Raw genomic sequence first — 24981 nt, 5'->3', positions numbered from 1 at the left:
GGACGAACGAGCCGATCCGAAGGTGACAGCCGCGCCCGCGGCGACCCGGCTGCGGCGACCCGTCGGGGCGGGTTCGGCGCCGGTGGCGGCCTTTGGGGTTGGGTCTGTGTGGCGGCTTGGCGGTGATGGCCTGTGGAGTGGGTTCAGCGGCGGTGGAGTTCGCTCTGTGCGGCGGCGAGCCAGTCGAGGGCGTACTCCAGGTCGATCGCGGCCGCCCGGTGGCGGTGCGACCGGTGGTGGCGGGCGGTGGCGGCGCAGGCCTCGATGCGGCGGCGGAACGCGGCGTACCGATAGGGGTCGTCGATCGGCGCCGGACCGGCGGTGGCGGTGCGGTCCCAGCGGCGGCGCAGGTGACGCAGCACGGCGACGGCGGTCAGCGCCGCCCACAGGCCGGCGACGGCCGTGAGTGCCAGAGGCAGCGGCCGGACCCCCGGGGCGCCGGCGGCGAGCAGCACCGCGCCGGCCGTCAGACAGCCGGCCGTGACTCCGGTCAGGACCGCGACCGGGTCGGCCGGCGGGCGTGGCGTCCCGCGCCGCCCGGCGGCCGACCGCACCTGATGCCGGGTCTGCCCGAGGCGGGCGAAGACCACCCGGTCCGGGCGGTCCGCCGACCAGTCCCGGCTCTGCGCGTCGGTGATCACGGCGTCGAGGTCGCGGTCGAGGTGGCGCAGCCGGGGCCGGGCTTCGCCGGAGAACGGATCATGGCGGACCAGAGCACGCGTCACAGCAGGTCCTTCCTCCGGTCGCCGAGACAGCGCTCGACGCAGTCGATCGCCTGGCAGAGCAGTTGGTCGGCGTGGGCCAGGCGGCGGGTCACCGGGTCGGTGCGAATCGCCCGGCGCAACTGAGGAGCCGTCCAGCTGTCGGCGCCCACGTGCCGCAGAGCCGCGGAGACCAACCGCACCCGGGCATGGAGAAGCGCATCCGGCACATCGGCCAGCCCCGGCACATCGGCCGGCGTCGGCGGGTTGGCTAGGTCGGGTATATCGGTCGGCCTCGGCGGATCGGTCGACGTCGGCGGGTTGGCTAGGTCGGGCGGATTGGGCGGCCTCGGTGGACTGGCCAGTTCCGGCGCGTCGGCCGGTTCTGGCGCGAGCGCCGCCGGCCGGGGTGTGAGGGCGAGCCGCCGCCGGCCGACCAGGGCGAACACCCGGCAGCCGGCCGATGGCATCGCCGCGGCTCCGATCACCAGGGCCAAGCCGGACGCCACGAGAACCCCGGCGCCGCCGAGACCCATCGCCGTGGCGAGTGCCGCCGGCCCCGCCACCACCAGAAACGTCATCACCGTCAGCGCGGCCACCCGCACCGGCGCGGCAGGCACTCCCGCCGCCTCGGCGAGCAGCCCGTCGAGCGCGTTCAGCCGCGCGCACGCGGTGCGGATCCAGACCTGACCGGTGTCCTCCGTCTCGGTGATCCCGGCCCGCGCGCCCGCCACCAGCGCGCGCACCGCGGCGAGTTCGGCATGCAGCGCGCGTCCGGACATGTGTCGAGCGTCGCACCGTGACGCCCGCCGCGCAGCCCCCGCGTTGTCGTGTTTCAGCGGCCCCGGGCACGTAACCACGACACTGCGGCGTCCGCTGTGGACACCGTCGTGGCCGGCGGCGCCGGTGGCCGGTTGACCATCAGCACCGGAACGCCCAGCTCACGAGCAGCCACCAGCTTGGCGTCGGCTCCGCCGCTGTCCTTGGTGACGAGCACGTCGATGCGATGCCGGGTGATCAGCTCCCGTTCCCCCTCGACGGTGAACGGCCCCCGGTCCAGCAACACCTCCAGGTGACGCGGCATCACCCCGGCCGGTGGTTCCACCGAGCGGGCCAGGAACCAGCATCCGTCCAGCCCGGCGAAGAGCGCGAGGCCCTGCCGTCCGGTGGTCAGGAACACCCGGCGGCCGAGCCGGGGCAGCGTCTGCGCCGCCTCCGGCAGCGACGCGACGCGGTGCCACTCGTCGCCCGCCCCGGCGGTCCAGCCGGGCCTTCGCAGGATCAGCAGGGGTACGCCCAGCGCAGCGCACGCGTCGAAGGCGTGCCCGCTCATCGTCGCCGCGAACGGATGGGTCGCGTCGACCACCACGTCGATCCGCTCGTCCCGCAGATAGCCGGCCAGCCCGTCCACTCCGCCGAACCCGCCGATCCGCACCTCGCCGGCCGGGAGCAGCGGATCCGTGGTCCGCCCGGCCAGAGACGTGACCACGGTGAACTCGCCGGCGACCAGTCCGGCCAGCCGCCGCGCCTCGGTGGTCCCGCCGAGCAGCAGGACCCTCATGACCGGCAGCGGTCCGTGGAGTACAGGTGGCTGTCCGGGAACTGCCCGGCGGTCAGGGCCGCTCCGACCACGATCACCGCGGTACGGCGTACCCCCGCCTGATCGACCTTGGCCGCGATGTCGGCGAGCGTGCCGCGCAGGATGAGCTCGTCGGGCCGGGAGGCCCGTGCGACCACCGCGACCGGGCAGTCCGCGCCGTAGTTGCCGATCAGCTCGGCCACCACCGGGCCGATCCGCTGGACCGCCAGGTGCAGCACCATGGTGGCCCGGCTGGCGCTGAGGGTGGCCAGATCCTCGCCGGGCGGCATGGCGGTGGCCCGTTCCGCGGTGCGGGTCAGGATCACCGTCTGCGCGACCTCGGGCACGGTGAACTCGCGGCCCAGCGAGGCGGCCGCCGCGGCGAACGCCGGCACGCCGGGCGTGACGTCGTAGGGCACACCGGCCGCGTCGAGGCGGCGCATCTGCTCGGCGACCGCGCTGAACACCGACGGGTCGCCGGAGTGCAGCCGGGCGACGTCCGCACCGGAGGAGTTCGCGGCCACCATCTCGGCGATGATCTCGTCGAGGTTCAGCTTCGCGGTGTCGACCTTGCGGGCGCCGGGCGGGCAGGCCTCCAGCAGTTCCTCCGGAACCAGGCTGCCGGCGTAGAGGCAGACCGGCGACGAGGCGATCAGCCGGTGCCCGCGCAGGGTGATCAGATCGGCGGCGCCCGGGCCGGCGCCGATGAAGTGCACGGTCATCGCGGCACCACCGACCAGATCGTCACCGGCATGAACGAACGCCACCCGGTGAAACCGCCGACCGGCGAGCCGCGCTGCACGGTGACCCGGCTCAGCTCACCGCCGAGCCTCGCGTACGCGGCCGCCAGCACCGCCTCCGACTCGACCGTCACCGCGTTCGCCACCAGCCGGCCGCCGGGGCGCAGCGCGGCAAGGCAACGGTCCAGCACTCCGTCGCGGGTCAATCCGCCTCCTATGAAGATCGTGTCGGGCTGGGGGAGTCCGTCGAGGGCTTCGGGGGCACGGCCGTGCACCACCCGCAGCCCGGGCACACCGAGCGCCGCCGCGTTCGCCGTGATGGTGGCGACCCGCTCGGCCGACGACTCGACGGCGACCGCCCGGCAGGCGGGGTGGGCGCGCATCCACTCGACGGCGATGCTGCCGGAGCCGGCGCCGACGTCCCAGAGCAGTTCGCCGGGCGCCGGGGCGAGCGTGGCCAGGGTGACCGCCCGCACCTCACGCTTGGTCAGCTGGCCGTCACCCAGGTATGCGTCATCCGGCAGCCCGGGCACAGCCGGCGAAACGGGGCCGTTCCCGCACTCGATCGCCACCACGTTGAGCGGGTCGCCGTCCGGCAGCGCCCACCCGTCCGCGGTTCCCGTGACCAGTCGCTCACCGGGGCCGCCGAGCTGTTCAAGAACGGTCATCGTGGCCGACCCGTACCCGTGAGCGGCCAGCCACGCGGCCACCGCTGCCGGGGTGCGGGCGCCGGCCGAGAGCACCAGGATTCGCCGTCCGGGATTGGTCACCCGGCCCAGGATCTCCACCGGCGCGGTGACTAAGCTCACCACGTCTGCCGAGGTCAGGTCCCAGCCGAGCCGGGCGGCCGCGAGTGACACCGACGACGGGTGCGGCAGGACCCGGAGCCGGTCCGCGCCCAGGATCCGGGTCAGCGTGGCGCCGATCCCGTGGAACATCGGGTCACCGCTGGCGAGCACGCACACCCGGCGGCCGGTCTCCGCCTCCAGCAGCCCGGGAAGGGCTGTGACCAGCGGAGACGGCCACGGGACGCGGCGCGCGGTGACCGTTGGCGGCAGCAGATCGAGCTGGCGCGCGCTGCCGAGCACCACCTCTGAGTCGGTCAGGATGCTCTGTGCCGCACCGGAGAGGTCCGGCCACCCGCCGGCGCCGATGCCGATCACGGTGACCAGATGTTCGGAACGCATGCGGTGAACCTAACCTCTGGGATTTTTCTGATCTCGTTGAGCCAACTCCTCGCGATGCGCGTACCCAACTGTGACGGCCTTTCCGCACACCGGCCGTCACGTCGGCCGCATGGGGTGGCAGGCGCCGTAGGACGACTGCTGAGCAGGTGAGGACGTTGGCTATTCCGGCCTTCCAGGATCAGCGAGAGCTGCCCGAGGACGACGGATACTTCTCCGGCCTCCGGGCCGACCCGCGCCCCGGCTGGGACAACCCGTCCCTGCCGCCGTGGCCGGAGGCGCAGGAGGGCTCCCAGCAGTACGCGCAGCCGCAGTACGGTCAGCAGCCGCAGTACGGCGACCCGTACGGCCAGCCGGACAACTACCGTCGCGGCGACATCGTGGTCGAGTCGGAGACCGACCCGACCGGCTGGAAGGCCGGCACCGGCGTCCCGATCCGCGACGACCGTCCTCCGGGCGAGTCGACCAGCGGCAACCGGCTCCTCACCGTCATGCTGTTCTTCTCCGGCCTGGCCACCAGCGTCGCGCTCTGGCTCTTCAACACCCAGGCCGGCGCGGTCGGCGACACCGCCACCATGATGATCGCCGCCGGCCGGGTCACCGGCCTGATCGGCGGCTACCTGCTCTTCATGCAGCTGCTGATGATGAGCCGGGTCTCCTGGCTGGAGGAGTGGGTCGGCTCCCGCGACCTGCTGCGCTGGCACCGCTGGCTCGGCACCTCGCTGCTGACTTTCGTGGTCGCGCACATCGTCTTCATCGTGTACGGCTACGCGCTCACCGCCGGCACCGGCGTCGTCGACCAGGGCTGGACCGTGATCACCACGTTCCCCCAGATGATCAGCGCGACCATCGCCACCGGCATGCTGGCCTTCATCGCGCTGGTGTCGATCCGGTTCGTCCGCAACCGGCTCAACTACGAGCTCTGGCACCTGATCCACCTGACCAGCTACGGCGTGCTGCTCCTCGGGTACGGCCACCAGATCGCCGCCGGCGCCGACATGAGCGGCCGTTTCGCCTCCGTCTTCTGGCCCGCGCTCGGCTGCATCACCATCGCCGCCCTCTTCTGGGGCCGGATCGTCGAGCCGGTCTGGCTCAACGCCCGGCACCGGTTCACCGTGGCCGAGGTGGTCGGCGAGGGCGCCAACACGTTCTCGATCTACATCGAGGGCAAGCGGCTCGACAAGCTGCCCGTGCAGGCCGGCCAGTTCATGCGCTGGCGGTTCCTGACCGCCAACGGCTGGTGGCAGTCGCACCCGTTCTCGCTGTCGGCGGCCCCGAACCCGCGGTGGCTGCGCCTCACCGTGACCATCGCCGGCGGCCACACCCGCAAGCTGGCCACGCTCCGCCCCGGCACGCCGATCTGGGCCGAGGGACCGTTCGGCACGTTCACCGCCGAACGGCGTACCCGCCGCCGGGCCCTGTTGATCGCCGGCGGCAGTGGCATCGCCCCGATCCGCGCCCTCCTCGAGGACATGCCGGCGGACACCATCGTGATCTACCGGGCGAGCCGCCCCGACGAGCTGGTCTTCCGCTCCGAGCTGGAGGACCTGGCCGAACAGCGGGACGCCTGGGTGCGCTACATCGTCGGCGGCCGCAACGACCCCGGTCCGCGCCGTCTCTTCACCCCCGACGGGCTGCGCGGCCTCGTGCCGGACGTCAACCGGCGCGACGTCTACCTGTGCGGTCCGCCCGGACTGGTCAACGCGGCCGTCGACACGCTCAAGCAGCTCGACGTGCCGGACAGCCAGCTTCACCTCGACCCGTTCGAGTTCTGACGTTTTGCCTAGTCAACCCCTACGACCTGGGAGTTCTCGCGATGCGACGTAGTACCGCAGCAGCCGTCGGCACCCTCACCGGCGCGGCCCTCATCCTCGGGGTCCGCCTGAGCGTCCAGCCCGCGGCAGTCCCGGTCCCCGCCGCCGCGGACAGTGGCCTCGAGGAGCCGGAGACCGGCGAACCGGCGCCGTCGGGCAGCAAGAAGCCCTCCGGCAAGAAGCCCGGCGACTCGGCCGACGCCGGCGGCGCGCAGAACGAGCAGGCCGGGCTCAAGGCCGGCACCTACAAGGGCAAGGCCGTGCAGAACCCGTACGGCACGGTCACGGTCACCATCAAGGTCGCCGACGGCAAGATCACCGCGGCGGACGCGACGTTCCCGAACAAGGACTTCAGCGGCACGATCAACCCGAAAGCCGTCGCCACGCTGAACTCGTCGACCCTCAAGGCGCAGAGCGCCAAGGTCGACGCCGTCTCCGGCGCCACGTTCACCAGCCAGTCCTACGTCACCTCCCTTCAGGCGGCACTGGACAAGGCCGGCGCGTAGGGTCCAGGTTCGTGCGCCACGTCGAAGAGGTCATGGGTACGGTCGTCAGCATCGAACTGGCCGACGACCTGCCCACACCCCGGCTCCAGGCTCTGATCGACTCCACGTGCGCGTGGTTGCACGAGGTCGACGCCCGGTTCAGCACCTACTCCGACGACAGCGAGGTCTGCCGGTTCCGCCGCGGCGCGCTCACCCTGGAGGACTGCTCGGCCGACCTGCGCCTGGTCCTGGACCGGTGCGCTGATCTGTGGCGCGACACCGGCGGCTACTTCGACGCGTACGCGGGCGGGCCGCTCGACCCGTCCGGATACGTCAAGGGCTGGTCCGTCGAGGTGGCGTCACAGCGCCTCGCCGACGCCGGATCGACCCGGCACCACATCGGCGCGGGCGGTGACCTGCGGATGCGCGGCAGCGGACCGGGCGGCCGGCCCTGGCGCGTCGGCGTTCGTCATCCCTGGGAGGCCGACAAACTCGCGTGGGTGCTGTCGGTCACCGACGGTGCGGTCGCCACCTCCGGGACGTACGAGCGGGGCACGCACGTCTGGAACCCGGTCGCCGGGAAACCCGCGAGCGGCCTGCGTTCGGTCACCGTGGTCGGCCCCGACCTGGCCGTCGCCGACGCCTACGCGACCGCGGCCCTCGCCATGGGCGAACCCGGGCTGACCTGGCTCGCCGAGCGCGTCGCGGAGGGCTACGAGTCCGCCGCCGTCACCGACGACGGGCGCGCCTTCACCTCCCCGGGCCTCCCGATAGCCTCCGACAGCGAGTAGTCCCCGCCGCCTCGCCGACCGACCGCGCGCGCCCGCCCTGCCGCGTCCGCCCCGGGTACGGCTCGCACCGCGACCACCGCATGAGCCCGGCGGGCGCGCTGGATGCCGGAGGGGCAGCCACCTCGCGTGGGGAGCCACGGCACTCGTTCGTAGCCGTACGAGATCAGGGTTTTGGTCGGTCCGCGCCCGGCCACGGACCGGGAGCTTGCGGCTGAGAGTCGCCGGGCCGGGTCTGCGTGCGAACGACGCGCAAGCCGCGGGCCTGATAGTTGGCCAGGGCGGCCGGGCCGTCGAGGCTGCACGTGTTGAGGGTGACGCGCCGGACCGGCGGGAGGGCGGGATGGCGTTCGGACAGGCTCCAGGCGTGCCGCAGAACCACCGTCAGCAGATGGCCGCCGACGCCCTGCCCGGCGAACCGCGGCAACAGGCCGAAATAGGCGATCTCCACCTCGCCGGGCCGGTGGCCGTCGAGTTCGGCGTAACCGGCCGGCGTACCCCGGACCGAAGCCACCCACGTCTCCACGCCCGGCCGGTCCAGCCAGTCGTGCCACTGCCGCCACGTCCAGCCGAGCCGGTCCGACCACGACCAGTCACCGCCGACGGCCGTGTAGAGGAAGCGGTTCAGTTCCGGACTCGGCAGCTCTGCCCGGACGATCTCCACCGGCCAGGCCGGAGGGCGAGCCGGACGGATCCCGGCCGGGTCGTCCTGTTCCAGGTACCACGTGGTGATCTCCACCCGGCCCATGATGGCGGGAATCCGTCGCGACACGCGGGGACCCCGGTTTGGCGGCGGGGCGGTCGACCAGATAAAGTTCTGTCGTCGCCGGGGAAACCCGGGGGGACAAGCGGACGTAGCGCAGCTGGTAGCGCATCACCTTGCCAAGGTGAGGGTCGCGGGTTCGAATCCCGTCGTCCGCTCGGAGAGGCCTTCTACACGGGGTCAGCTCGGTGGAGTGGCCGAGAGGCGAGGCAACGGCCTGCAAAGCCGTGTACACGGGTTCAAATCCCGTCTCCACCTCGCACAACGCTTCTCGGGAAGCGATCGGGGCGATTGGCGCAGCGGGAGCGCGCTTCCTTGACACGGAAGAGGTCACTGGTTCGATCCCAGTATCGCCCACCAGAGTTTATGCAGTTCAGCGGTCCGTTACCGGTTGCTCGGTGACGGACCGTTTGCGTTGGGGTCCTTGCGGTGTGACCAGCCGGGGAGCGCAAGATCAATGTCAGTGGCTGACCGTGCCGGTGCCCGTGATGCCGGTGGCCGCTGGAGTGGGTTGATGTTGCTACGGGCTGGTTGGGTCAGACCGCGTGAAGGCGGCGGTGTCGGCTGGTGGCGGTGTGGGTGGCTTGCCATCGACTGCGCAGGCTGTTGGTGATGCCGCGACCATCCTGGGGGTGACGTGGCTGTAGATGTCGCGGACGCCAGGTAGGCGGGGGCCGAGCCGGCGGGCTTGGGCTACTTCGGGGATGTCGTCCTCGATTGGTCGTGGCTGTCGATCACCAGTTGAATGCAGAGTGAAGGGCGGACCGATATGCGATCCGCCCTTCGCGCAAGGTGAGCAAGACGTCCCCTCAGTGAGTGTTTGAACCCTTACGCCGCTCCGGCATCGGGACGGTTCTGCAACACCTCGCCGACGAGCGTGGAGGCGTCCGCCCACCGGGCCGTGAAGACCTCCCGGGCCTCGGCCTCCGCCAGGAACCACCCGGAGTAGAAGGTTCCTCGGCGCCACCGCACCTGCTCACCCGTGCCGGCCGCCCGCAACGCCGCCCGCAGGCGCGGCTCGGCGTCCTCGACCAGATCCTCGCACTCCTTGCGGAGCAGCGGAATCCGGTCCTTGGGGATGCTCTCACGGTCGGGATACCCGAACCATTCATGCCCGTGCGAGTCGAATGTGTGCCTCCACCGCTCCTCGACCAGGTTGTTGTGCCTGACCGTGTCGGGGTCGTCGCCCTCCTTCTTCTTCAGGAAGTCGCCGCAGCCGATGTTGTGCACCAGGACCGGGGCTGTGCCCGCGACCACGTAGTACGTGTGGATGTCGGCGACGGTGAGGTTGTGAACGACGGCTTGTGCGGCGTGGTGCCGAACAGCGGAAACCTGCGCCTGAGTGCCCGCGCTGGTGCGGAGCCACTGCTGGGGTGCGAGTTTTCGGCTTCGATCCACTCGGACAGGCTTGGCACCAAGAAGGGGTGGTTGTGGGTGGCGGTGATAGTGGCGATACCCGCCGCGGACTGCCGTGCCGCAGCCGCGGCGTTGACCGCGATCTCGGCTGACGCTTCGGCCTTGTCCGCCGCCGCGTCGGCGGCTGCTGCCGCGGCCCGCGCCTTCTGTGCGGCGGCCCAGGCCCGGTCAGCAGCATGGGCACGCTGATTGGCGGCGACAGCGGCGGCGGCCTGTGCCGTCCGGTTTCCGGGACTGGCCACCGTAGTCGTGCATCTCGGCGGCCGGCTGGTCTAGCGGCCCGGGACGACGAGGCCCGTCTCGTAGGCGAGGACGGCGGCCTGGGTCCGGTCGCGCAGGCCCAGCTTCATCAGGATGCGGCTGACGTGGGTTTTCACGGTCTGTTCGGCGACGGTCAGGTGGATGGCGATCTCCGCGTTCGACATGCCGCGGGCGACCAGACCGAGGACCTTGATCTCCTGGTTGGTCAGGGCGGCCAGGCGGCCGGACGGCGAGCGGGGCGCGGCCGACCGCTGGGAGAAGTCGTCCATCAGCCGCTTCGTCACCGACGGCGCGAGCACGGCGCCGCCGGACACGGTGGTGCGGATGGCGTCGGCGAGCTGGTGCGCCGACGAGTCCTTGAGCAGGAAGCCGTTCGCGCCGGCCCGGATCGCCTCGTGAACGTACTCGTCCTCGTCGAAGGTGGTCAGCATCAGCACTTTGATCGCGGGGGTGTGCGCCAGGATCCGCCGGGTCGCCTCCAGACCGTCCAGGACCGGCATCCGCACGTCCATCAGCACCACGTCCGGGAGCAGGTCCCGCGCCTGCCGGACGGCCTCCTCGCCGTTCGAGGCCTCGCCGGCGACCACGATGTCCGGCTGGACGTTGAGCAGGACGGCGAAGCTCTCCCGCAGCATGCGCTGGTCGTCGACGACCAGCACCCGGATCGGCATGGTGCTCATCGGTCCGCCACGGCCAGCGACATGGTGACCTCGTACCATCCGTCGTCGCGGCGTCCGGCCCGCAGCCTCGCCCCGAGGACGGCCGCCCGTTCCCGCATGCCGGTCAGGCCGTGACCGGCGCCCGCCACCGGGGAGTGCCGGCCGGTGGCGGGGGAGGGGCTGTTGGAGACTCGCAGGCTGAGGTCGGCCCGGCCGTACTCGATCTCGATCTCGACGTCGGCGCCGGGCGCGTGGCGGATCGCGTTGCTCAGCGCCTCCTGGATCACCCGGTAGGCGATCAACTCGACCTGCTCCGGCAGGGCCCGCACGTCGCCCCGGATGCCGGTCGTCAGGGTGAGCCCGGCACTGCGGCAGTTGCCGAACAGTTGATCCAGGTCGGCCAGGGTCGGCTGGGGAGCGTACCGGACATCGCTGTCGTGATCGGAGCGGAGCATGCCGAGAATGTGCCGCATCTCGGTGAGCGCCGCCAGCGCGTTCTGCCGGATCGAGGTGAAGCTCTCGGCCGCGACCGGGTCCAGCGCGCTCGCCCGGTAGGGCGCGGCCTCCGCCTGGACCGCGATCACCGACATGTGGTGGGCGACCACGTCGTGCAACTCGCGGGCGATCCGGGTGCGTTCCTCCAGGACGCTCCGCTGGAGGCGTTCCTGCTCGGTGAGGCCGACCTGATGGCGTAGTTCCCGCCGGACGTCACGCAGCCAGCGGGCGATCGCGATGCCGGCGAGCCCGACGGCGTACAAGCCGGACAGCACCAGACCGGTGTTGATCTGCGTCTGCCCGGGGAAGAACACCTCCGCGGCGGCGGCCACGCCGGCCGTGATCAGCCACTGGGCCAGATAGACCGGCGGTGGCGCCTGGTAGGCCACCACCAGTCCGACGAACAAGTGCGCGAGGATCCCGGCCGGGCTCCACGGCCAGAGCGCCTCCACCGCCACCGGCCCGGTGGAGAGACCGATCAGCATCAGATAGGGCAGCGCGGCGAGCAGCGAGAGCCACCATGCGGCGATCGGCCGGTAGATCAGCAGAACGACCGGCACGGCCTGCGCCACCGCCAGAAGGACGATCACCGGTGTGCTCTGCGGCAGTGTCTCGGCGAGCACACCGATGCCGAGGGCGGCCGAGTACAGGGCCAGCAGCGACACCCCGATGAACCGCAGCCCCCGCATCAGCGTGGGACGTTTCGGGTCGGCGCGTTCCGGGCGCGCCGACAGGGCGAACAGCCGCCGAACGGACGTGCCCGCGGCGCGGAAGGAAGGCGCCACCCGTACCTCCAGATCGATGTCAGCCCTGTCATGTAAGCACCCGGCCGCGAGTTCACGGCATCCGGAAGAACAGCATGGGATCGTCGCGGCCGTCGTGGACGGGGCTCAGCAGGCCGAGCTGCTGCTTCAGATCCTTGAGCTCTCGGTTGACGGTCGCGGCGGCGAGGCGGGACGGGGTGAAGTATCCGGCGTCGTTGTCCGCGAGCCAGGACAGCACCACCCGGCCCTCGCTGACCGGCCAGGGCCGGCGTCCGTGGAAGACGTCGTGGACGCTCACCGTGGTCCCGGCCCGGACCGTCGGGAAGAGATCGCCGACGAACCAGCGGGCGAAGGACGCGGTGTGCGCGGCGTCGATGAAGAGGTGGTCGATGCTGTGCCGGTGGCCGCGTAGCGTCTCCCGGGCGTCGCCCGGCACGAACGTCCAGCGTCCGTCGGCGAGTTCGGCGGGCACGTTGCGCCGGGCGTTGTCGATCAGGTCGTGGGTGACGAGCGTGCCGGCCCGGTTGTCGCGCAGCGCCCGCAGGATCCACGTGGTGGACCAGCCGTGCAGCGATCCGATCTCCACCACGGTCGCGGGCCGCTCCTCCCGCATCAGCAGGTAGGTGATCTCCGCCTCCAGATCGTCGAGTTGAGTTCTCATCCCCGGACACGTGGTCCGCAATTCGCGCTGTTCTTTTCGTACCGTGCGGAGGTCGTCCTGATATTTGCGGTACAGAGAGGAGACGTGCTGCAGGGTGATGTGCGCACGCGACGATCTCGCGGCCGCCGATGAATGCGTCAAGCTTCCTCCTTCTGGCGAATGGTTCGGCAACGAATATATGCAGCGGTTGATCTCGCGTCGTCACTCTCCAGTACGATCTCCGGACCGTCATAAACCCCAGCTCAGAGCGGTCTATGCAAACCCCTAACTCTGAAGTACTACGGGCCCGACCCCTCTGTGGATGGACGACACCAATCCATTCCGCGCCTACCTTCGTCTTCATCAGAAGAGGCCGGAGGAATTGATCCGATGACTGTGAAGCGGTTCATCGCCGCACTGTTCGCCATGACCGTGGGGGTGCCCGGGGCGTACCTTTTCGGACCTGCCCAGCCGAGCCCGGCACAGACGCCCGCGGGACAGGACGCGTGGCTGGCCGACCCGGCGCGCCTCCCGGATCTGAGCGCCGCGCCGGCGGAGAGGGTGGCCGCGTTCTTCGCCGGGTTGCCGGACGGGCGGGCCGACGAACTGGCGCGCGCCCATCCCGGCGTCGTCGGCAATCTCGACGGCGCACCGATCGAGTTGCGTTACGAGGCGAACCAGCGGCAGAGCCCGCGGTGGGCCGGCCGGCAGATCCTCGCCCTGGACCCGCGCGGCGACGGCCGGATCGCCGAGGTGCTCGGCGATCTGCACAGCGCCACCCGGGTCACCGTCCTGGTTCCGGGCGTCGATGACACCCTCGGCAACTTCGACACCGGCCACGGCGAGGTGCGCCGGCGGTCGCCGTCGCTGCAGGGCCGCCGGCTCTACGAACAGATGCGCGCCGACCGGCCGGGCGCGCACGTCGCGGTCGTCGTCTGGCTGGGCTACGACTCACCCGAGGGGGTACGCCGGGAGGCGTTCCGTGAGGAGCGGGCCACGGCCGGCGCGCGAGCCCTGGACCGGTTCGTGGACGCGCTGGCCGTCGGCCGTCCCGAGCTCGCGATCACGGTGGTGGGCCATAGTTACGGCTCCACGGTGGTGGGTGTCGCCGCCCACGGCCTGAACGATCAGGTCACCGACATCGTGGCCCTCGGCAGTCCCGGCATGGGTGCGGACAGCGCCGCCGACCTGCGGACGTCCGCCCGCGTCTGGGCGGGCACCGCACCCGGTGACTGGACCCGGAGGCTACCGGGCGTACGCCTGTTCGGCGCCGGGCACGGCCGGCTGCCGATCGATCCGGCGTTCGGCGCGATGCCGCTGCCGTGCGGAAACGTCGACGGTCACGACGGTTACTTCGAGCCCGGCTCGGCGGCGTTGCGGGCGATGGCGTCGATCGGCTCGGCCCCGGCGGGTGATCCGCGATGATCACGGCAGCGTGGGCGGACCGGATCGCCGCCGGCACACCGCCGGAGCGGGAACGGGTGGTCGACGGGCTCCGGGTGATCGCCATGCTCGGTGTGGTGGCCGGGCACTGGCTCGTCACCGGCCTGACCATCGGCCCCGGCGGGGATCTCCACCAGGCCAGCCCTCTGACCGGAATGCCGGCTCTCACCCCGCTGACCTGGGTGCTGCAGACGCTCGGCCTGTTCTTCTTCGTCGCGGGCTTCGCCGCGGCCCGCGGCCTGGGCCGGGCCCGGCAGCGTGGCGGTTCGGCCCGGTCCTGGCTGGCCGGCCGGGCGCGCCGGCTGCTGCCGCCGGCAGCCGTGTTCCTCGGCGTGTGGCTGCTGATCCTCACCGCGCTCCGGCACGCCGCCACCGACCCGTGGACCCTCCACACGGTCGGCACGATCGCGGTCAGCCCGCTGTGGTTCGTTCTGGTGCTCGCCCTGCTGCTGCCCCTCACCTCGCCGGTGCTCGGCGCCGTCGACCGGTTCGGCGCCGCGGCCGCCCTGCTGCCGCTCGGCGCGCTGATCACGATGGACGCGCTGCGGTACCTGCTGTGGCCGACGATGCCCGGCTGGCCCGCGTACCTGAACTGTGTGACCGCCTGGCTGGTGCCCTACGTGCTCGGAGCGGCCGCGGCGCGGGGCCGGCTCGCCGGACCGGGCTGGGGCCGGGGCCTGCTGCTGGCGGGTCTGGCCGGTGGCGCGTGGCTGATCTCGGCGGGCTATCCGGCGAGTCTGGTCGGTGTTCCGGGCGACGGCCGCTCGAACCTCGACCCGCCGTCGCTGCTCACCGCCGCGCTGTCGGCGGCGCAGATCGGCCTGGCGTTGCTCCTGTGGGCGCGCCTGGACCGCTGGCTGCGCCACCCCCGCAGGTGGGCGGCCGTGGCCGGCCTCAACCTGACGGCGATGACGATCTTCCTGTGGCACCAGAGCGCCCTGCTCGGCGTCGCCGTGCTCGGCCACGCCCTGGCCAGCGCTCCCGCCGGTCTGATCGGCCCGCCGGACGCGGCCGGCTGGATGACGCACCGGCTGCTCTGGCTGCCTGTGGTCACCGTCGTCCTGGCCGCCCTCTGCCTGTTGTTCCGGCGGGCCGAGTCGCTCAGGAAGTGATCATCGTGAGGTCGACCGCGTTGGCCATCGCCTGCATGCGGGCATCGTTGGGGTGCAGCTTGTCGGAGTGGGCGTACGCCGGCAGCATGGCCGACGGGTGGGCCGGATCGCGCAGGGCGGCGTCGAAGTCGACGACCCCGTCGAACGCCCCGCTGGTGCGGATCCAGTTGTTGAACGCCTGCCGGGTGGCCTCCCGGGCCGGGGTGCGCTGGAGGGATCCGCCGTACGGCAGGAGCGTGCCGCCGTACACCTTGACCCCGGTGGCGTGCGCCGCGTCGATCATCGTCTGGTGTGCGGCGCGGAGGTCCCAGGAGGTGACCGGTGGATTGCGCGTGGTGTTGATGTCGTTGACGCCCTCCATGAGGATCACGCCCTTGACGCCCGGATGGCTGAGCGCGTCGTGCGCGAATCTCTTGACGGCACTGAGGCCGGTCACGGCTCCTCCGTCGACGAGCACCGAGTTCCCGGCCAGGCCGGCGTTGACGACGCCGAGTGCCGGCGCGCCGGAGGATGCCGTCCAGAGGCGGCGCGCGAGGTAGTCCGGGTACCGGCGGTTCGTGAGCGGAGTCGACGAGTACCCGTCGGTGATCGAGTCACCGAACGCCACGATGGTTCCGGTGGCGCTCGCGCTGACGACGTCGAGTCCACTGAGGAAGAACCATCCGTCGGGCCGTAGCGGATAGTCGGTGCTCGCGTCGTCGGCGGCGAAGTCGCCGGCGTGGGACAGGTAGGTTTCCATCAGGGTGTGCGGGTGGCGCGTGGACGGGCCGGTGGTGCCGGGCACGTAGACGCTGACCAGCAGGTGTGGACACCACGCCCGCGCGCAGCGCGTCCCGCCTGCTCAAAGAACTCATGAATGCCACTTCCCCCGTGTGCTTGGACTGTCGCCAGCCAAGGTCCACAGAGGGTGCGACGATCGTCGTCGATCGGCGACGCCGAGTATTCGGTCAAGCGGCGTCAGTGACGACAGGCGCGCGGCTGGACCACCTCGAGGACCTGGCCGTTCTGCGGGAAACCGGGTTGGGCGGTGGGCTTGGGCTCGCCGGTGGCCCAGCGTGGGTCCCGGTCGTCGCCGTCGGTGATCAGAGCCGGCCAGCGCATCGGGATCCCGGCGGCGGCGGGCGGATGTGGATCGTCCATGAGCTGAACGTGCAGGTGCGGCTCGGAGGTGTTCCCGGTGTTGCCGACCTCCGCCAGCTGCCGGCCGGCGGTGACGCGGTCGCCCGGGCGGACCTGGGCCGAACCGTGGCGCAGATGGGCGTAGGCCGCCCAGGTGCCGTCGTCGTGCTCGACGATCACGTGGTTGCCGAGGATGCGGGACACGCCGGCCAGTTCCCGGGCGAAGGCCTCGACCGTCATCATCCAGAGCAGCGCCGGCCAGGTGTCGCGGCTGCGGTGGTCGCGCTGGGTGTCCGTCGCCCGGATCACCGTTCCCGGCGCCATGGCGAGGACCGGGGCGCCGAAGCAGGGGTACGACTCCGGCGGGCGGGTGCGCAGTGACCAGCCGATCGTCGCCGGCGCGCCGGGGGAGGGCCGCAGCAGGTCGACGGCGTAGGTCTGGCCGTACGCCCGGACGCCGTGGCTGGGGACGGCGGTGCCGGGGCTGTTGAGCGCCACCCAGCGGCCGTGCACGGGTGGCGCCAGATCGACCGCCGGCCTCGGCGAGCGCGGGGCGCGCACGAAGGCCAGCACGAGCGGCACGGCCGTCAGCGCCAGATCCCACGGCCGGGGAACGGGCAGAGGCACGACGGTGGAAACGAGCACGGTGAGCACGAAGAGCCGTATCCACCAGGTTTGCCATCGGGCGATCGCGCGCTTCACCTGCGGGTTTTTCATCGGCGGGCTCCCAGAAGTGTGGTGAGGAGGGGGACGACGCGGGCGACGGGAACCTCGTAGCGGCCTCCGCCCAGAGTGTGCAGCCAGCCCGCGGCGACCAGTTGGCGCAGGTGGTGATAGACCTGCCCGCTGGTGCCCATGCCGTCGATCCGCGTCAGGTCGCTCGCGGTGGCGGCGCCGCGGAGCACCTCGCCGAGCAGGCGGATCCGGGCCGGGTGGGCGAGCGCGGCGAGCGAGGCGACGTGCTGGGACCAGTCGCCGTCCAGGAGGTCCGCGGTGCCGGCGCTCTCCTGCCATCGCGCGACCCGGCCGTCGGGCAGCGTCACGTGGCCGGTGATCAGGACGGCGCCGGGGTCGCCCACCCGGGCCAGGAGGCCGTCGAGCGCCCAGAACACCTCCTCGTCGGGCACGGAGGGCGGGACCTGCGATCTCTTCTCCAGAGCGGCCACGCGTCGTTCGAGCGCGGCGAGACGATCGGCGTCATTCACTCGCCCACTATAACGTAATTACGTAAAAGCGTAAGAGAGAAAATTTTGAGGTTTCTTTACAGATAGCTTGACGCGGGGCCGGGGGATCTAGTTGAGTCGATGTACCTCTCGTCCCCCTCATTCCAGTACGTCCCCCGGCGTACGGAAGGTGAGCCATGCCCAGAAAACGTCTTCTGTCGATGGTGGCCGCGGTCGGCGTGGCCGTGGCCGGCGCCGCCACCGCGATCCTGCCCATGACGGCGTCCAACGCGGCTGAGGCCTGCGCCGCCGCGTACCACAGCTCGACGGTTTACACCGGCGGCACCCGCGCCTCGTTCAACAGCCACAACTGGACCGCCAAGTGGTGGACCCAGGGTGAGGCGCCCAGCGCCGGCGGCTCCGGAGTGTGGAGCGACAACGGCGCCTGCGGTGGCGGCACCACACCGCCTCCGGGTGGCGGATCAGGCTCCTTCCCGGTCAGCGAGGCGCAGTTCCACCAGATGTTCCCGAACCGGATCCCGTTCTACTCGTACGCGGGCCTGATCGACGCGATCAAGAAGTTCCCGGCGTTCACCGCCACCGGCAGCGACACGGTCCGCAAGCAGGAGGCGGCGGCCTTCCTGGCGAACGTCAACCACGAGTCCGGCGGCCTGGTCTACGTCGAGGAGATCAACCAGGCGAACTGGCCGCTCTACTGCGACCGTAGCCAGCCGTACGGGTGCCCGGCCGGGCAGAGCGCCTACCACGGTCGCGGGCCGATCCAGCTGAGCTGGAACTTCAACTACAAGGCGGCCGGCGACGCGCTCGGCATCGATCTGCTGAACAATCCGGACCGGGTCAAGAACGAGTCCTCGGTCGCCTACCAGACCGCGATCTGGTACTGGATGACCCAGCGCGGACCGGGCACGATGACCCCGCACGACGCGATGGTCAACAGCCGGGGTTTCGGCGAGACCATCCGCAGCATCAACGGCTCGCTCGAGTGCAACGGCGGCAATCCCGCCCAGGTGCAGAGCCGCATCAACGCCTACCACCGGTTCACCGGCATCCTGGGCGTCGCTCCCGGCGGCAATCTCTCCTGCTGAGAGAAAGATCGAACAGCCGCGGGGGTACGGCCGTCGGCCGCGCCCCCGCGGCTGTTCCCGCTCGCTGACCGAGGTTGTTCCCGCCTGCTACCACCAAGGGATGAGAGCCGTCGTGTACGACCGGTACGGGAACCCGGACGTGCTGCGGGTCGAGGACGTTCCCGTGCCGTCTCCGGCAGCCGGGCAGGTGCTGCTCCGCGTCGTGGCCACCTCGGTCAACCTGAGCGACTGGGAGACGCTGCGCGGGTCGCCGGCATATTCCCGCATCGGCGGTCTGCGCACGCCGGCGCGCCGCACGCTCGGCTCCGACATCGCGGGGCGGGTCGAGGCGGTCGGTCCGGGCGTCACCGCCTTCACGAGCGGTGACGAGGTGTACGGCGACAACCTCGACCTCAAGGGCGGCTTCGCCGAATACGCCGTCGCTCCCGCGCGGGTGCTCGCGCACAAGCCCACGGCCCTGAGCTTCGCCGAGGCGTCCACGATCCCGCAGGCGGGAGTGATCGCCCGGCAGGGCGTCGACGGCGCCCGGCCCGGCCAGCGGGTCCTGATCAACGGGGCCGGCGGGGGTTCGGGCGCCTTCGCGATCCAGCTCGCCAAGCGGCTCGGCGCCGAGGTGACCGGCGTGGACAACGCGGGCAAACTGGACTTCATGCGGTCACTCGGCGCGGACCACGTGCTCGACTACCGCCGGGACGACTTCACCCGTCACGGGCCGTACGACCTCGTCCTCGATCTGGTCGCGCACCGGTCGGTGTCCGCCTGCCGCCGGTCGCTGGCGGGCGGCGGTCGGTACCGGTGTGTCGGTGGATCGGTGCCGACCCTGCTGCGCGTGCTCACCGCCGGGACGTTGACCGGCCTGGTGACGGGCCGCAGGCTGGGCGTGCTGGTGGTCAAGGCGGGGCCGGCCCGATTCGCGCCGGTGGCGGATCTCTGCGTGTCGGGCGATCTCACCGTGCACATCGATCGCACCTTCACCCTCGACGAGGTGCCCGAGGCCCTCGCCCACGTCGGCGAGGGCCGGGCACTCGGCAAGGTCGTCGTGGCCGGGTAGGACGTGATCGGCGCGGGCGATGGTCACCATTCGTCAGCGCGCGGGTCGCCCAGGTGGCCGCCGGAAGCCGCCGATTCGAGCCCCCGTGGTGGGTCGACGGCGATCTATCGTCGGAGTATGAACACGCACACCGATCCGCGGGTGCCCAGCCGGTTCGCGGCCGACCGGACATGGTCCGAGCGGGCCGCCCGGCCGCTGCGGCTGGTCGCCGGGCCCGGTGCCGACCCGACCCCTGCGGAGTCGGCCGCGCTGGCGGCCGGTCTGCTGCGCCGCGACGAACTCGCGGCCGAGCTGGTCCGGGCCGTGCGCCCCGGCGAACTGCATCGGGCGCTCGTCGCCGGTCCGGCCGCCGACGCCCCTGAGCCGGTGCGGGCGTTCTTCGACGCGGTGTCGCGGCGGCCGTCCTGGGTGGACGACGGTCTGCTCGCCCGGGGCGCCGAAGCGTGCCGGGCCTTCGGGATGGACGCCGGCCTGGTCCTCGCCTACGGTTCGCTGCTCGGCGGCTACCGTACGTCGGCCGCCCTGGAGCCACTGGTCCGGACCGGGCGGCTGGCCGGTGGCGAGACGCTGCGGCGGATTCAGGAGACCTCGCTCTGGTGGCGCGCGGTCACCGCCCCCGGCGGGCTCGCGCCCGACGGCGAGGGATTCCGCCTCACCCTGCACGTCCGGGTCATGCACGCCGTGGTCAACGCCCGGCTGGAGGCCGACCCGACCTGGGACAGGGCGCTGCGCGGCCTCCCGGTCAACCAGTACGACCAGGCCAGCACCCTGGGCGTCTTCAGTACCAGCTTCCTTCTCCACCTGCGGCTTCTCGGGGTACGGGTGTCCCGCGCCGACGCGGCCGCGGTCATGCACCTGTGGAGCTACGTCGGCTGGCTGATGGGCGTCGACGAACAGTGGCTGCCGCACACCGAACGGCGGGGCCGCCGCCTGCTCTACCACTTCCTCGCCCACGATCCGCCGCCCGACCGCAACAGCGTCGCCCTGGCCCGCGCCCTCATTCACATGACCGACGACGTGACGGACGGCCGGCGGCGGCTCTACGAGCGGGAGCGGGCCCTGTCGGTGAGCTGCTGGCTGCTCGGCCCGGCGGCGATGCGCGATCTCGGCCTGCCCTACCGCCCGCCCTGGTACGGCCTGGCCCGGGTCGCCGCCAACCTGCTGGTCAGCCACGGGCTGGGCCGGTTGCCCGGCGGCCGGGCGCGTCTGCTGGCCCGGTCCGAACGCCAGGCCGAGGCCCAGTTCCGGCGCTGGGGAGCCACGCTGCGGAGCTGACAGAAACGTGCCAGAAAGACGGCAGGTGCGGCTGCCACGGTAGGGACGGCGCCGGACACCGACGGCGACGCGGCGCGCTGGCGGGCGCCCACTTCGAGGTTCCTCGCCTCAGAACGCGGGAAGTGCGGGATCGGTAACAAAGGGGGGATCCCGCACCTTCCGCGTTCTGCATCGACCTGACCAGGGTGTGACCAACGGATGTGGCCGATCGACGAGTCAGCGGCTGACGAGGGGCCCGGCGACCGGGTCGCCCGGCTGCTGGCGGAGAACCCGCTGATCGACGGGCACAACGACCTCCCCGACTCGCTGCGGACCCTGTCCGGGATCGCGGTCTCGCCGGAACAGCTGGAGGAGTTCGCCCTGGACCGGCACCAGCCGCTGACCCGTACCGACCTGCCACGGCTGGCGGCCGGGCGGGTGGGCGCCCAGTTCTGGTCGGTGTACGTGCCGGGCGACCTGCCTCCGGCCGCCGCCGTGGTGCGCACCCTCCAGCAGATCGACCTGGTCCACGCGATGCACCGGCGGTATCCCGGCCGGCTCGAACTGGTCGCCACGGCCGACGGTGTGGATCGGGCGTTCCGGTCCGGGCGGATCGCCGGGCTGATCGGCGCCGAGGGCGGGCACAGCATCTGCGACTCGCTCGCGGTCCTGCGCATGCTCGGCGAGCTGGGCGTGCGGTATCTGACCCTGACCCATAACCGGAACGTCGCGTGGGCGGACAGCGCCACCGACACCCCGCGACTCGGCGGGCTCAACGATTTCGGCCGCGAGGTGGTCGCCGAGATGAACCGGATCGGCATGCTGGTCGACCTGTCGCACGTCGCCGACACCACGATGCGCGACGCCCTGGCCGCCACCGCCGTGCCGGTGATCTTCAGTCACTCGTCGGCCCGGGCTCTCTGCGGGCATCCCCGCAACGTGCCCGACGACGTGCTCACCCGGCTGCCCGGCAACGGCGGGGTCTGCATGGTGACGTTCGTGCCGGCGTTCCTCTCCGCCGAGCGCTGGGCCTGGACCCGCGACCCGGACGGGCCGCCGCCCCCGGTGACCGTGGAGCAGGTCGCCGACCACGTCGAACACGTCCGCGAGACGGCCGGCATCGCGCATGTCGGGCTCGGCGGCGACTTCGACGGCTGCGACGAGACACCCGCGGGCCTCGACGACGTGTCCTGTTATCCCCGGCTGTTCAGCGAGCTGGCGGCACGCCGGTGGTCGGACACCGAACTGGCCGCGCTGGCCGGCGGCAACGTGCTGCGGGTGCTGCGGGCCGCCGAGACCTTCGCCGGCTCGCAGGAACAACCGAACCTCGCGCGCCAGGCGGTCAGCTCGTCGTTCTCCCGTACCCCGAGGGTTTGAAAGATCTCAGCGGCGGCGGACCAGTGGGCGTGCGCCGTCGCGTGATCGCCGGCCGCGCAGCGGACGGCGCCGAGATCGCGCAGTGTGCGCGCCCAGCCGAGGTCCATGCCGATGGCCCGCCACTGGGCCGCCGCCGACGTGAGCCACTCGGCCGCCTCCGCCAGGCGCCCGGCCGCCAGATGCAGCTCCCCGAGGGTGCGCGTGACCAGGGCCGTCCCGTGCCCGTCGTGCCGTCCGGTGGTGGCCGCCAGCGCCACCCGCAGCGGTTCCAGCCCCCGGTCCGGGTCGCCTTCCCGGATCCACACCTTGGCCAGCGCCTGCGCGGTGTACGCGGCGAGATGCGTGTCCCCGATGCCGGTCGCGATCGTGTGCGCGGCGGTGCAGTGCCCGGCCGCCTCGCCGAGTTCGCCACGCGCCCGGTGCACCAGGCCCATGCCGCGGATCGCGATCAACTCGCCGCGCCGGTGGCCGAGCCTGCGGTAGAGGGCGAGGGCGGACTCGAAGTGTTCCAGCGCGCGGTCGTCGTCGCCCAGCTCGCGGTGGGCGAAACCGAGGCTGTAGTGCGCGTGTGCCGCCCCGGCGTCGTCGCCGAGCCGGTCCAGCATCTCCAGCGCCCGGTTGATCTGCGGCAACGCGATGGTGTGCTCGCCCAGTTCGCGGCTGACCGTGCCGAGACCGTTGAGCGCCACCGCCTGGCCACGGTCGTGGCCGGCCGCCTCGAACAGCTCCGCCGCTCTCTCGAAGTGCCGCCGCGACTCCGGGAACCGGTCCTGCGCGTACCGCAACTGGCCGATACCGCACTCCATCGCCGCCTCGGCGAGCGTGTCGCCGGCCCGGCGGGCGGCGGCGCTCGCGGCGCTGTGCGTCCGCTCCCAGCCGTCGAAGTTGTTCCGGGCCGCGAACGACGCGAACACCAGCGCGTCGGCCAGCCCGCAGGCCGGCGCCACCAGGTCCAGGGAGGCGGCCCGCTCGACCGCCGCGATCAGCACCGGCTCCTCGTTGTCGAACCAGCGCGCCAGATCGACCCGGGCGATCGTGGCCGCCCAGTGCTCCGGCGGCTCGGGCAGCCCGGCCGGGTGGTAGAGCCGCGGCGTGGCCACCGGCAGCTGCTGCGCCAGATGCTCCACCAGCCGCAACAGCGCCGCCAGCGCCCCGGTGACGGTGGCCCGGACGCCGTCGGGATCGGCCCTGGCGAGCTCCCCGGCATAGAGCCGGACCAGGTCGTGCATGCGGTAACGGGTGCACGGCCCGTCCGTGCCCACCACGTCGAGAAGCCGCGCGTCGGTGATCTCCTCGACCAGGTCGTCCGCCTCGTCCAGCCCGGTGTCGAGCAGCGCCGCCACCGTGAGCGCGCTCAGCACCGGCGGATCCAGGCAACCGAGCGCCCGGAAGGCCACCTGCGCCCGTGGGCTCAGACCGCGATAGCCGACCGCCAGCCCGGCCCGCACCTCCAGGTCGTCGACGGCCAGCTCGTCGAGTCGCCGCCGCTCGTCGTCGAGCCGGTCGGCCAGCTGGCCGACCGTCCAGTGCGGACGCGCCGCCAGCCGGGCCCCGGCCACCCGGACCGCGAGCGGCAGCCGGGCGCACAGGCCGATCAGGCGGGCCGTCTGGTGCGGTTCGGCGTCGGTCCGCGCCGCGCCGATCACCCTGGTCAGCAGCGCCCACGCCGCACCGGGCGACATCGTCCCCAGCTCCACCCGGTCCGTCGCGGGCACCGTGACCAGCCGGTTCCGGCTGGTCACCAGCAGCGCCGAACCGGCGTCACCGGGCCGGAACGGCAGGACCTGGCGGGCGCCGACCGCATCGTCGACGAGCACCAGCACCCGGCGGCCGGCCAGCTCGGCCCGATAGCGGGCCTCCCGCTCCCGCAGGTCCGCGTTGCCCTGCGCGTCCGCGTCGGTGACACCGAGCATGCGCAGCAGCCGGCTCAGCGCCTCGCCCGGCTCCAGCGGGTCGGCGCCGCCCACGTTGAGGAAGAGCACGCCGTCCGGGTAGTGGTCACGGACGGCGTGCGCCACATGCACCGCGAACGCGGTCTTCCCGGCGCCGCCCTGCCCCGAGACCACCACGACCGGGCTGGCGGCGGGGGCCCGCAGAGCCCGCGCGGCATCGGCGACCTGCTGGCCGAAACCGGTGTAGTCGGGCAGGTCCGGCGGCAGCAGGAACGGCCGCGAGCTTCGCTCGGCCGCCGGGGCGGACGGCTCCCGCAGCACGCTGGTGTGCGCGTCGCGCAGCAACGGACCGGGCTCGGCGCCCAGTTCGTCGACGATCCGGTTGCGCGACCGGGCAAAGAGATCAAGAGCTTCCACGGTACGGCCGGAGGCGTGCAGCGCCCGCATCATCGCCGCGATCAACGGCTCACACAGCGGGTCCCGGGCCAGCGCCACGGCCAGCCGGTCGGACGCCTCCGCGTGCCGGCCCCGGGCCACCGCGGTGAGCGCCCACTCGGCCAGGGCCGCGAGCCGGTGCTGCTCCAGACTCTCCCGGGTGCGCTGGGCCCACTCGCCGGGCAGACCGGCCAGCGCGTCGCCCCGCCACAGGCCGAGCGCCTCCTCCAACACCGGCAGCCGCTCGTCCGGCGCCGCGGAACGGGCCGCCTCCAGCAGCTCACGGAAACGGAACAGGTCCACCGAACCGGCCGGGACCTGGAGTGTGTAGCCACCGGACCAGCGGACCAGGGTGACCCCGGTGCTGTCCTTGACCACCCGGCGCAGCCGGGCGACATAACCGTAGAGCGCGCCGCGGGCGTCGGCGGGCGGCTCGTCGCCCCAGAGCCGGTCGATCAGGGTCTCGAAGGTGACCGGATGCCCGCCGTCGAACAGCAGGGCGGCGAGCAGGTGTCGCTGTTTGGAAGCGCCCAGCGGCACGACCTGGTCCTCCTCGGCCGCCTCCACCGGGCCCAGAAGCCGGAACCGCACCACTCTCCCCTTCGGACGCGGGGCGTCGTGCCCGGGGCCGGACGCGGGGTGTCGTGCCCGGGCCGGACGCGGGCTTCGTGTCCGGACCAGCCTAGGGGTGGGAGTCGTCACCGTCTATGTCGATCGCGCCCGCGGGGAGCCGCCGGCGG

22 protein-coding genes, 3 tRNA genes and 1 pseudogene are annotated in these 24981 nt (G+C 72.3%); 12 read left to right on the top strand and 14 right to left on the bottom strand.

The annotated features are described in order from the left end of the window. Positions 1-143: 143 nt before the first annotated feature. The 5 genes from QLQ12_RS31685 to cbiE are packed head-to-tail and all read right to left on the bottom strand — an operon-like array spanning position 144 to position 4207. Positions 144-725 carry a hypothetical protein gene (locus QLQ12_RS31685; RefSeq protein ID WP_282764192.1) on the bottom strand — a complete coding sequence of 194 codons (582 nt, stop codon included), beginning with the start codon at positions 723-725 and terminating at the stop codon, positions 144-146. After that, complete coding sequence (locus QLQ12_RS31680; RefSeq protein WP_282764191.1) at positions 722-1483, bottom strand: hypothetical protein; 762 nt, start codon at positions 1481-1483, stop codon at positions 722-724. The genes QLQ12_RS31685 and QLQ12_RS31680 overlap by 4 nt, the downstream gene beginning before the upstream one ends. 53 nt (positions 1484-1536) lie before the next feature. Beyond that, the gene (locus tag QLQ12_RS31675; RefSeq protein WP_282764190.1) at positions 1537-2262 is read right to left on the bottom strand and encodes a cobalt-precorrin-6A reductase; all 726 of its coding nucleotides are present in this window, start codon (positions 2260-2262) and stop codon (positions 1537-1539) included. Next, positions 2259-3047 (bottom strand): precorrin-4 C(11)-methyltransferase, encoded by a 789-nt coding sequence (gene cobM, locus QLQ12_RS31670; protein WP_282764189.1) that lies wholly within the window; start codon positions 3045-3047, stop codon positions 2259-2261. The genes QLQ12_RS31675 and cobM overlap by 4 nt, the downstream gene beginning before the upstream one ends. Further along, positions 2999-4207, bottom strand: coding sequence for a precorrin-6y C5,15-methyltransferase (decarboxylating) subunit CbiE (gene cbiE / locus QLQ12_RS31665; RefSeq protein WP_282764188.1), 1209 nt, complete (start codon positions 4205-4207; stop codon positions 2999-3001). Before cbiE ends, cobM begins: the two co-directional genes overlap by 49 nt. A gap of 155 nt (positions 4208-4362) precedes the next feature. On the opposite strand from cbiE, the gene QLQ12_RS31660 reads away from it, so the two are divergent. The 3 genes from QLQ12_RS31660 to QLQ12_RS31650 are packed head-to-tail and all read left to right on the top strand — an operon-like array spanning position 4363 to position 7294. Further along, positions 4363-5979: a ferredoxin reductase family protein gene (locus QLQ12_RS31660; protein ID WP_282764187.1), complete on the top strand. Its 1617-nt coding sequence runs from the start codon at positions 4363-4365 to the stop codon at positions 5977-5979. Between the two features lie 41 nt (positions 5980-6020). Then, complete coding sequence (locus QLQ12_RS31655) at positions 6021-6524, top strand: FMN-binding protein (protein ID WP_282764186.1); 504 nt, start codon at positions 6021-6023, stop codon at positions 6522-6524. Between the two features lie 32 nt (positions 6525-6556). Next, positions 6557-7294, top strand: a complete 738-nt coding sequence (locus QLQ12_RS31650; RefSeq protein ID WP_282764315.1) for an FAD:protein FMN transferase — start codon at positions 6557-6559, stop codon at positions 7292-7294. Positions 7295-7457: 163 nt separating this feature from the next. Here the strand turns inward: QLQ12_RS31650 and QLQ12_RS31645 are convergent, their stop codons facing one another. Further along, entirely contained in the window at positions 7458-8030 is a 573-nt protein-coding gene (locus tag QLQ12_RS31645) for a GNAT family N-acetyltransferase (RefSeq protein WP_282764185.1), read from the bottom strand. A gap of 109 nt (positions 8031-8139) precedes the next feature. Between QLQ12_RS31645 and QLQ12_RS31640 the strand changes: the two genes are divergently transcribed. From QLQ12_RS31640 to QLQ12_RS31630, 3 genes are all read left to right on the top strand, one after another. Continuing rightward, a tRNA-Gly gene (locus tag QLQ12_RS31640) sits at positions 8140-8212 on the top strand. A 29-nt stretch (positions 8213-8241) separates the two neighbouring features. Further along, positions 8242-8312 (top strand) — tRNA-Cys (locus QLQ12_RS31635). Between the two features lie 27 nt (positions 8313-8339). After that, positions 8340-8414, top strand: a tRNA-Val gene (locus QLQ12_RS31630). Positions 8415-8882: 468 nt separating this feature from the next. On the opposite strand, the gene QLQ12_RS46920 is transcribed toward QLQ12_RS31630, so the two are convergent. The 4 genes from QLQ12_RS46920 to QLQ12_RS31610 form a co-directional block, all read right to left on the bottom strand. After that, positions 8883-9452, bottom strand: coding sequence for a hypothetical protein (locus QLQ12_RS46920; protein ID WP_328518327.1), 570 nt, complete (start codon positions 9450-9452; stop codon positions 8883-8885). Positions 9453-9742: 290 nt separating this feature from the next. After that, positions 9743-10411: a response regulator gene (locus QLQ12_RS31620; protein ID WP_282764184.1), complete on the bottom strand. Its 669-nt coding sequence runs from the start codon at positions 10409-10411 to the stop codon at positions 9743-9745. Next, a complete protein-coding gene (locus QLQ12_RS31615) occupies positions 10408-11670 on the bottom strand; it encodes a sensor histidine kinase (RefSeq protein WP_282764183.1) in 1263 nt (420 codons plus the stop codon). Before QLQ12_RS31615 ends, QLQ12_RS31620 begins: the two co-directional genes overlap by 4 nt. Positions 11671-11722: 52 nt before the next feature. Then, on the bottom strand, positions 11723-12310 hold the full coding sequence (locus tag QLQ12_RS31610) for a class I SAM-dependent methyltransferase (RefSeq protein WP_282764182.1): 588 nt from the start codon (positions 12308-12310) through the stop codon (positions 11723-11725). 369 nt (positions 12311-12679) lie between these two features. Between QLQ12_RS31610 and QLQ12_RS31605 the strand changes: the two genes are divergently transcribed. Next, on the top strand, positions 12680-13714 hold the full coding sequence (locus QLQ12_RS31605; protein WP_282764181.1) for an alpha/beta hydrolase: 1035 nt from the start codon (positions 12680-12682) through the stop codon (positions 13712-13714). Then, entirely contained in the window at positions 13711-14844 is a 1134-nt protein-coding gene (locus QLQ12_RS31600) for an acyltransferase family protein (RefSeq protein WP_282764180.1), read from the top strand. The genes QLQ12_RS31605 and QLQ12_RS31600 overlap by 4 nt, the downstream gene beginning before the upstream one ends. Here QLQ12_RS31600 and QLQ12_RS31595 read toward each other — a convergent pair. From QLQ12_RS31595 to QLQ12_RS31585, 3 genes are all read right to left on the bottom strand, one after another. After that, the gene (locus QLQ12_RS31595; RefSeq protein WP_282764179.1) at positions 14834-15628 is read right to left on the bottom strand and encodes an SGNH/GDSL hydrolase family protein; all 795 of its coding nucleotides are present in this window, start codon (positions 15626-15628) and stop codon (positions 14834-14836) included. The genes QLQ12_RS31600 and QLQ12_RS31595 overlap by 11 nt on opposite strands. A gap of 173 nt (positions 15629-15801) precedes the next feature. Then, positions 15802-16680 (bottom strand): M23 family metallopeptidase, encoded by an 879-nt coding sequence (locus QLQ12_RS31590; protein ID WP_282764178.1) that lies wholly within the window; start codon positions 16678-16680, stop codon positions 15802-15804. Beyond that, positions 16677-17168, bottom strand: a complete 492-nt coding sequence (locus QLQ12_RS31585; RefSeq protein ID WP_282764176.1) for an ArsR/SmtB family transcription factor — start codon at positions 17166-17168, stop codon at positions 16677-16679. Before QLQ12_RS31585 ends, QLQ12_RS31590 begins: the two co-directional genes overlap by 4 nt. A gap of 155 nt (positions 17169-17323) precedes the next feature. Between QLQ12_RS31585 and QLQ12_RS31580 the strand changes: the two genes are divergently transcribed. The 4 genes from QLQ12_RS31580 (at position 17324) to QLQ12_RS31565 (ending at position 21914) form a co-directional block, all read left to right on the top strand. Next, positions 17324-18232, top strand: coding sequence for a glycoside hydrolase family 19 protein (locus QLQ12_RS31580; RefSeq protein WP_282764175.1), 909 nt, complete (start codon positions 17324-17326; stop codon positions 18230-18232). A gap of 100 nt (positions 18233-18332) precedes the next feature. Next, positions 18333-19283, top strand: coding sequence for an NAD(P)-dependent alcohol dehydrogenase (locus QLQ12_RS31575; protein WP_282764174.1), 951 nt, complete (start codon positions 18333-18335; stop codon positions 19281-19283). Between the two features lie 117 nt (positions 19284-19400). Beyond that, positions 19401-20558, top strand: coding sequence for an oxygenase MpaB family protein (locus QLQ12_RS31570; RefSeq protein WP_282764173.1), 1158 nt, complete (start codon positions 19401-19403; stop codon positions 20556-20558). A 198-nt stretch (positions 20559-20756) separates the two neighbouring features. Beyond that, on the top strand, positions 20757-21914 hold the full coding sequence (locus QLQ12_RS31565; protein ID WP_282764172.1) for a dipeptidase: 1158 nt from the start codon (positions 20757-20759) through the stop codon (positions 21912-21914). Between the two features lie 488 nt (positions 21915-22402). Here QLQ12_RS31565 and QLQ12_RS31560 read toward each other — a convergent pair. Further along, positions 22403-24781, bottom strand: a pseudogene (locus QLQ12_RS31560) (BTAD domain-containing putative transcriptional regulator); the annotation flags it as partial. Positions 24782-24981 lie beyond the last annotated feature (200 nt).

This window comes from Actinoplanes sandaracinus (assembly GCF_030009775.1).
Classification (GTDB): Bacteria; Actinomycetota; Actinomycetes; order Mycobacteriales; family Micromonosporaceae; genus Actinoplanes; species Actinoplanes sandaracinus.
The sequence above is the reverse complement of the archived record's forward strand: the minus strand, read 5'-3'. Positions and strand labels throughout refer to the sequence as shown.

What these genes read in the sequence shown, in the direction of transcription:
- QLQ12_RS31565 (WP_282764172.1), top strand. Translation starts at nt 20,757, where the DNA reads ATGTGGCCGATCGACGAGTCAGCGGCTGACGAGGGGCCCGGCGACCGG.
- QLQ12_RS31600 (WP_282764180.1), top strand. Translation starts at nt 13,711, where the DNA reads ATGATCACGGCAGCGTGGGCGGACCGGATCGCCGCCGGCACACCGCCG.
- QLQ12_RS31605 (WP_282764181.1), top strand. Translation starts at nt 12,680, where the DNA reads ATGACTGTGAAGCGGTTCATCGCCGCACTGTTCGCCATGACCGTGGGG.
- QLQ12_RS31575 (WP_282764174.1), top strand. Translation starts at nt 18,333, where the DNA reads ATGAGAGCCGTCGTGTACGACCGGTACGGGAACCCGGACGTGCTGCGG.
- QLQ12_RS31590 (WP_282764178.1), bottom strand. Translation starts at nt 16,680, where the DNA reads ATGAAAAACCCGCAGGTGAAGCGCGCGATCGCCCGATGGCAAACCTGG.
- QLQ12_RS31620 (WP_282764184.1), bottom strand. Translation starts at nt 10,411, where the DNA reads ATGAGCACCATGCCGATCCGGGTGCTGGTCGTCGACGACCAGCGCATG.
- QLQ12_RS31650 (WP_282764315.1), top strand. Translation starts at nt 6,557, where the DNA reads ATGGGTACGGTCGTCAGCATCGAACTGGCCGACGACCTGCCCACACCC.
- QLQ12_RS31580 (WP_282764175.1), top strand. Translation starts at nt 17,324, where the DNA reads ATGCCCAGAAAACGTCTTCTGTCGATGGTGGCCGCGGTCGGCGTGGCC.
- QLQ12_RS31610 (WP_282764182.1), bottom strand. Translation starts at nt 12,310, where the DNA reads ATGAGAACTCAACTCGACGATCTGGAGGCGGAGATCACCTACCTGCTG.
- cbiE (WP_282764188.1), bottom strand. Translation starts at nt 4,207, where the DNA reads ATGCGTTCCGAACATCTGGTCACCGTGATCGGCATCGGCGCCGGCGGG.
- QLQ12_RS31655 (WP_282764186.1), top strand. Translation starts at nt 6,021, where the DNA reads ATGCGACGTAGTACCGCAGCAGCCGTCGGCACCCTCACCGGCGCGGCC.
- QLQ12_RS31680 (WP_282764191.1), bottom strand. Translation starts at nt 1,483, where the DNA reads ATGTCCGGACGCGCGCTGCATGCCGAACTCGCCGCGGTGCGCGCGCTG.
- QLQ12_RS31570 (WP_282764173.1), top strand. Translation starts at nt 19,401, where the DNA reads ATGAACACGCACACCGATCCGCGGGTGCCCAGCCGGTTCGCGGCCGAC.
- QLQ12_RS31675 (WP_282764190.1), bottom strand. Translation starts at nt 2,262, where the DNA reads ATGAGGGTCCTGCTGCTCGGCGGGACCACCGAGGCGCGGCGGCTGGCC.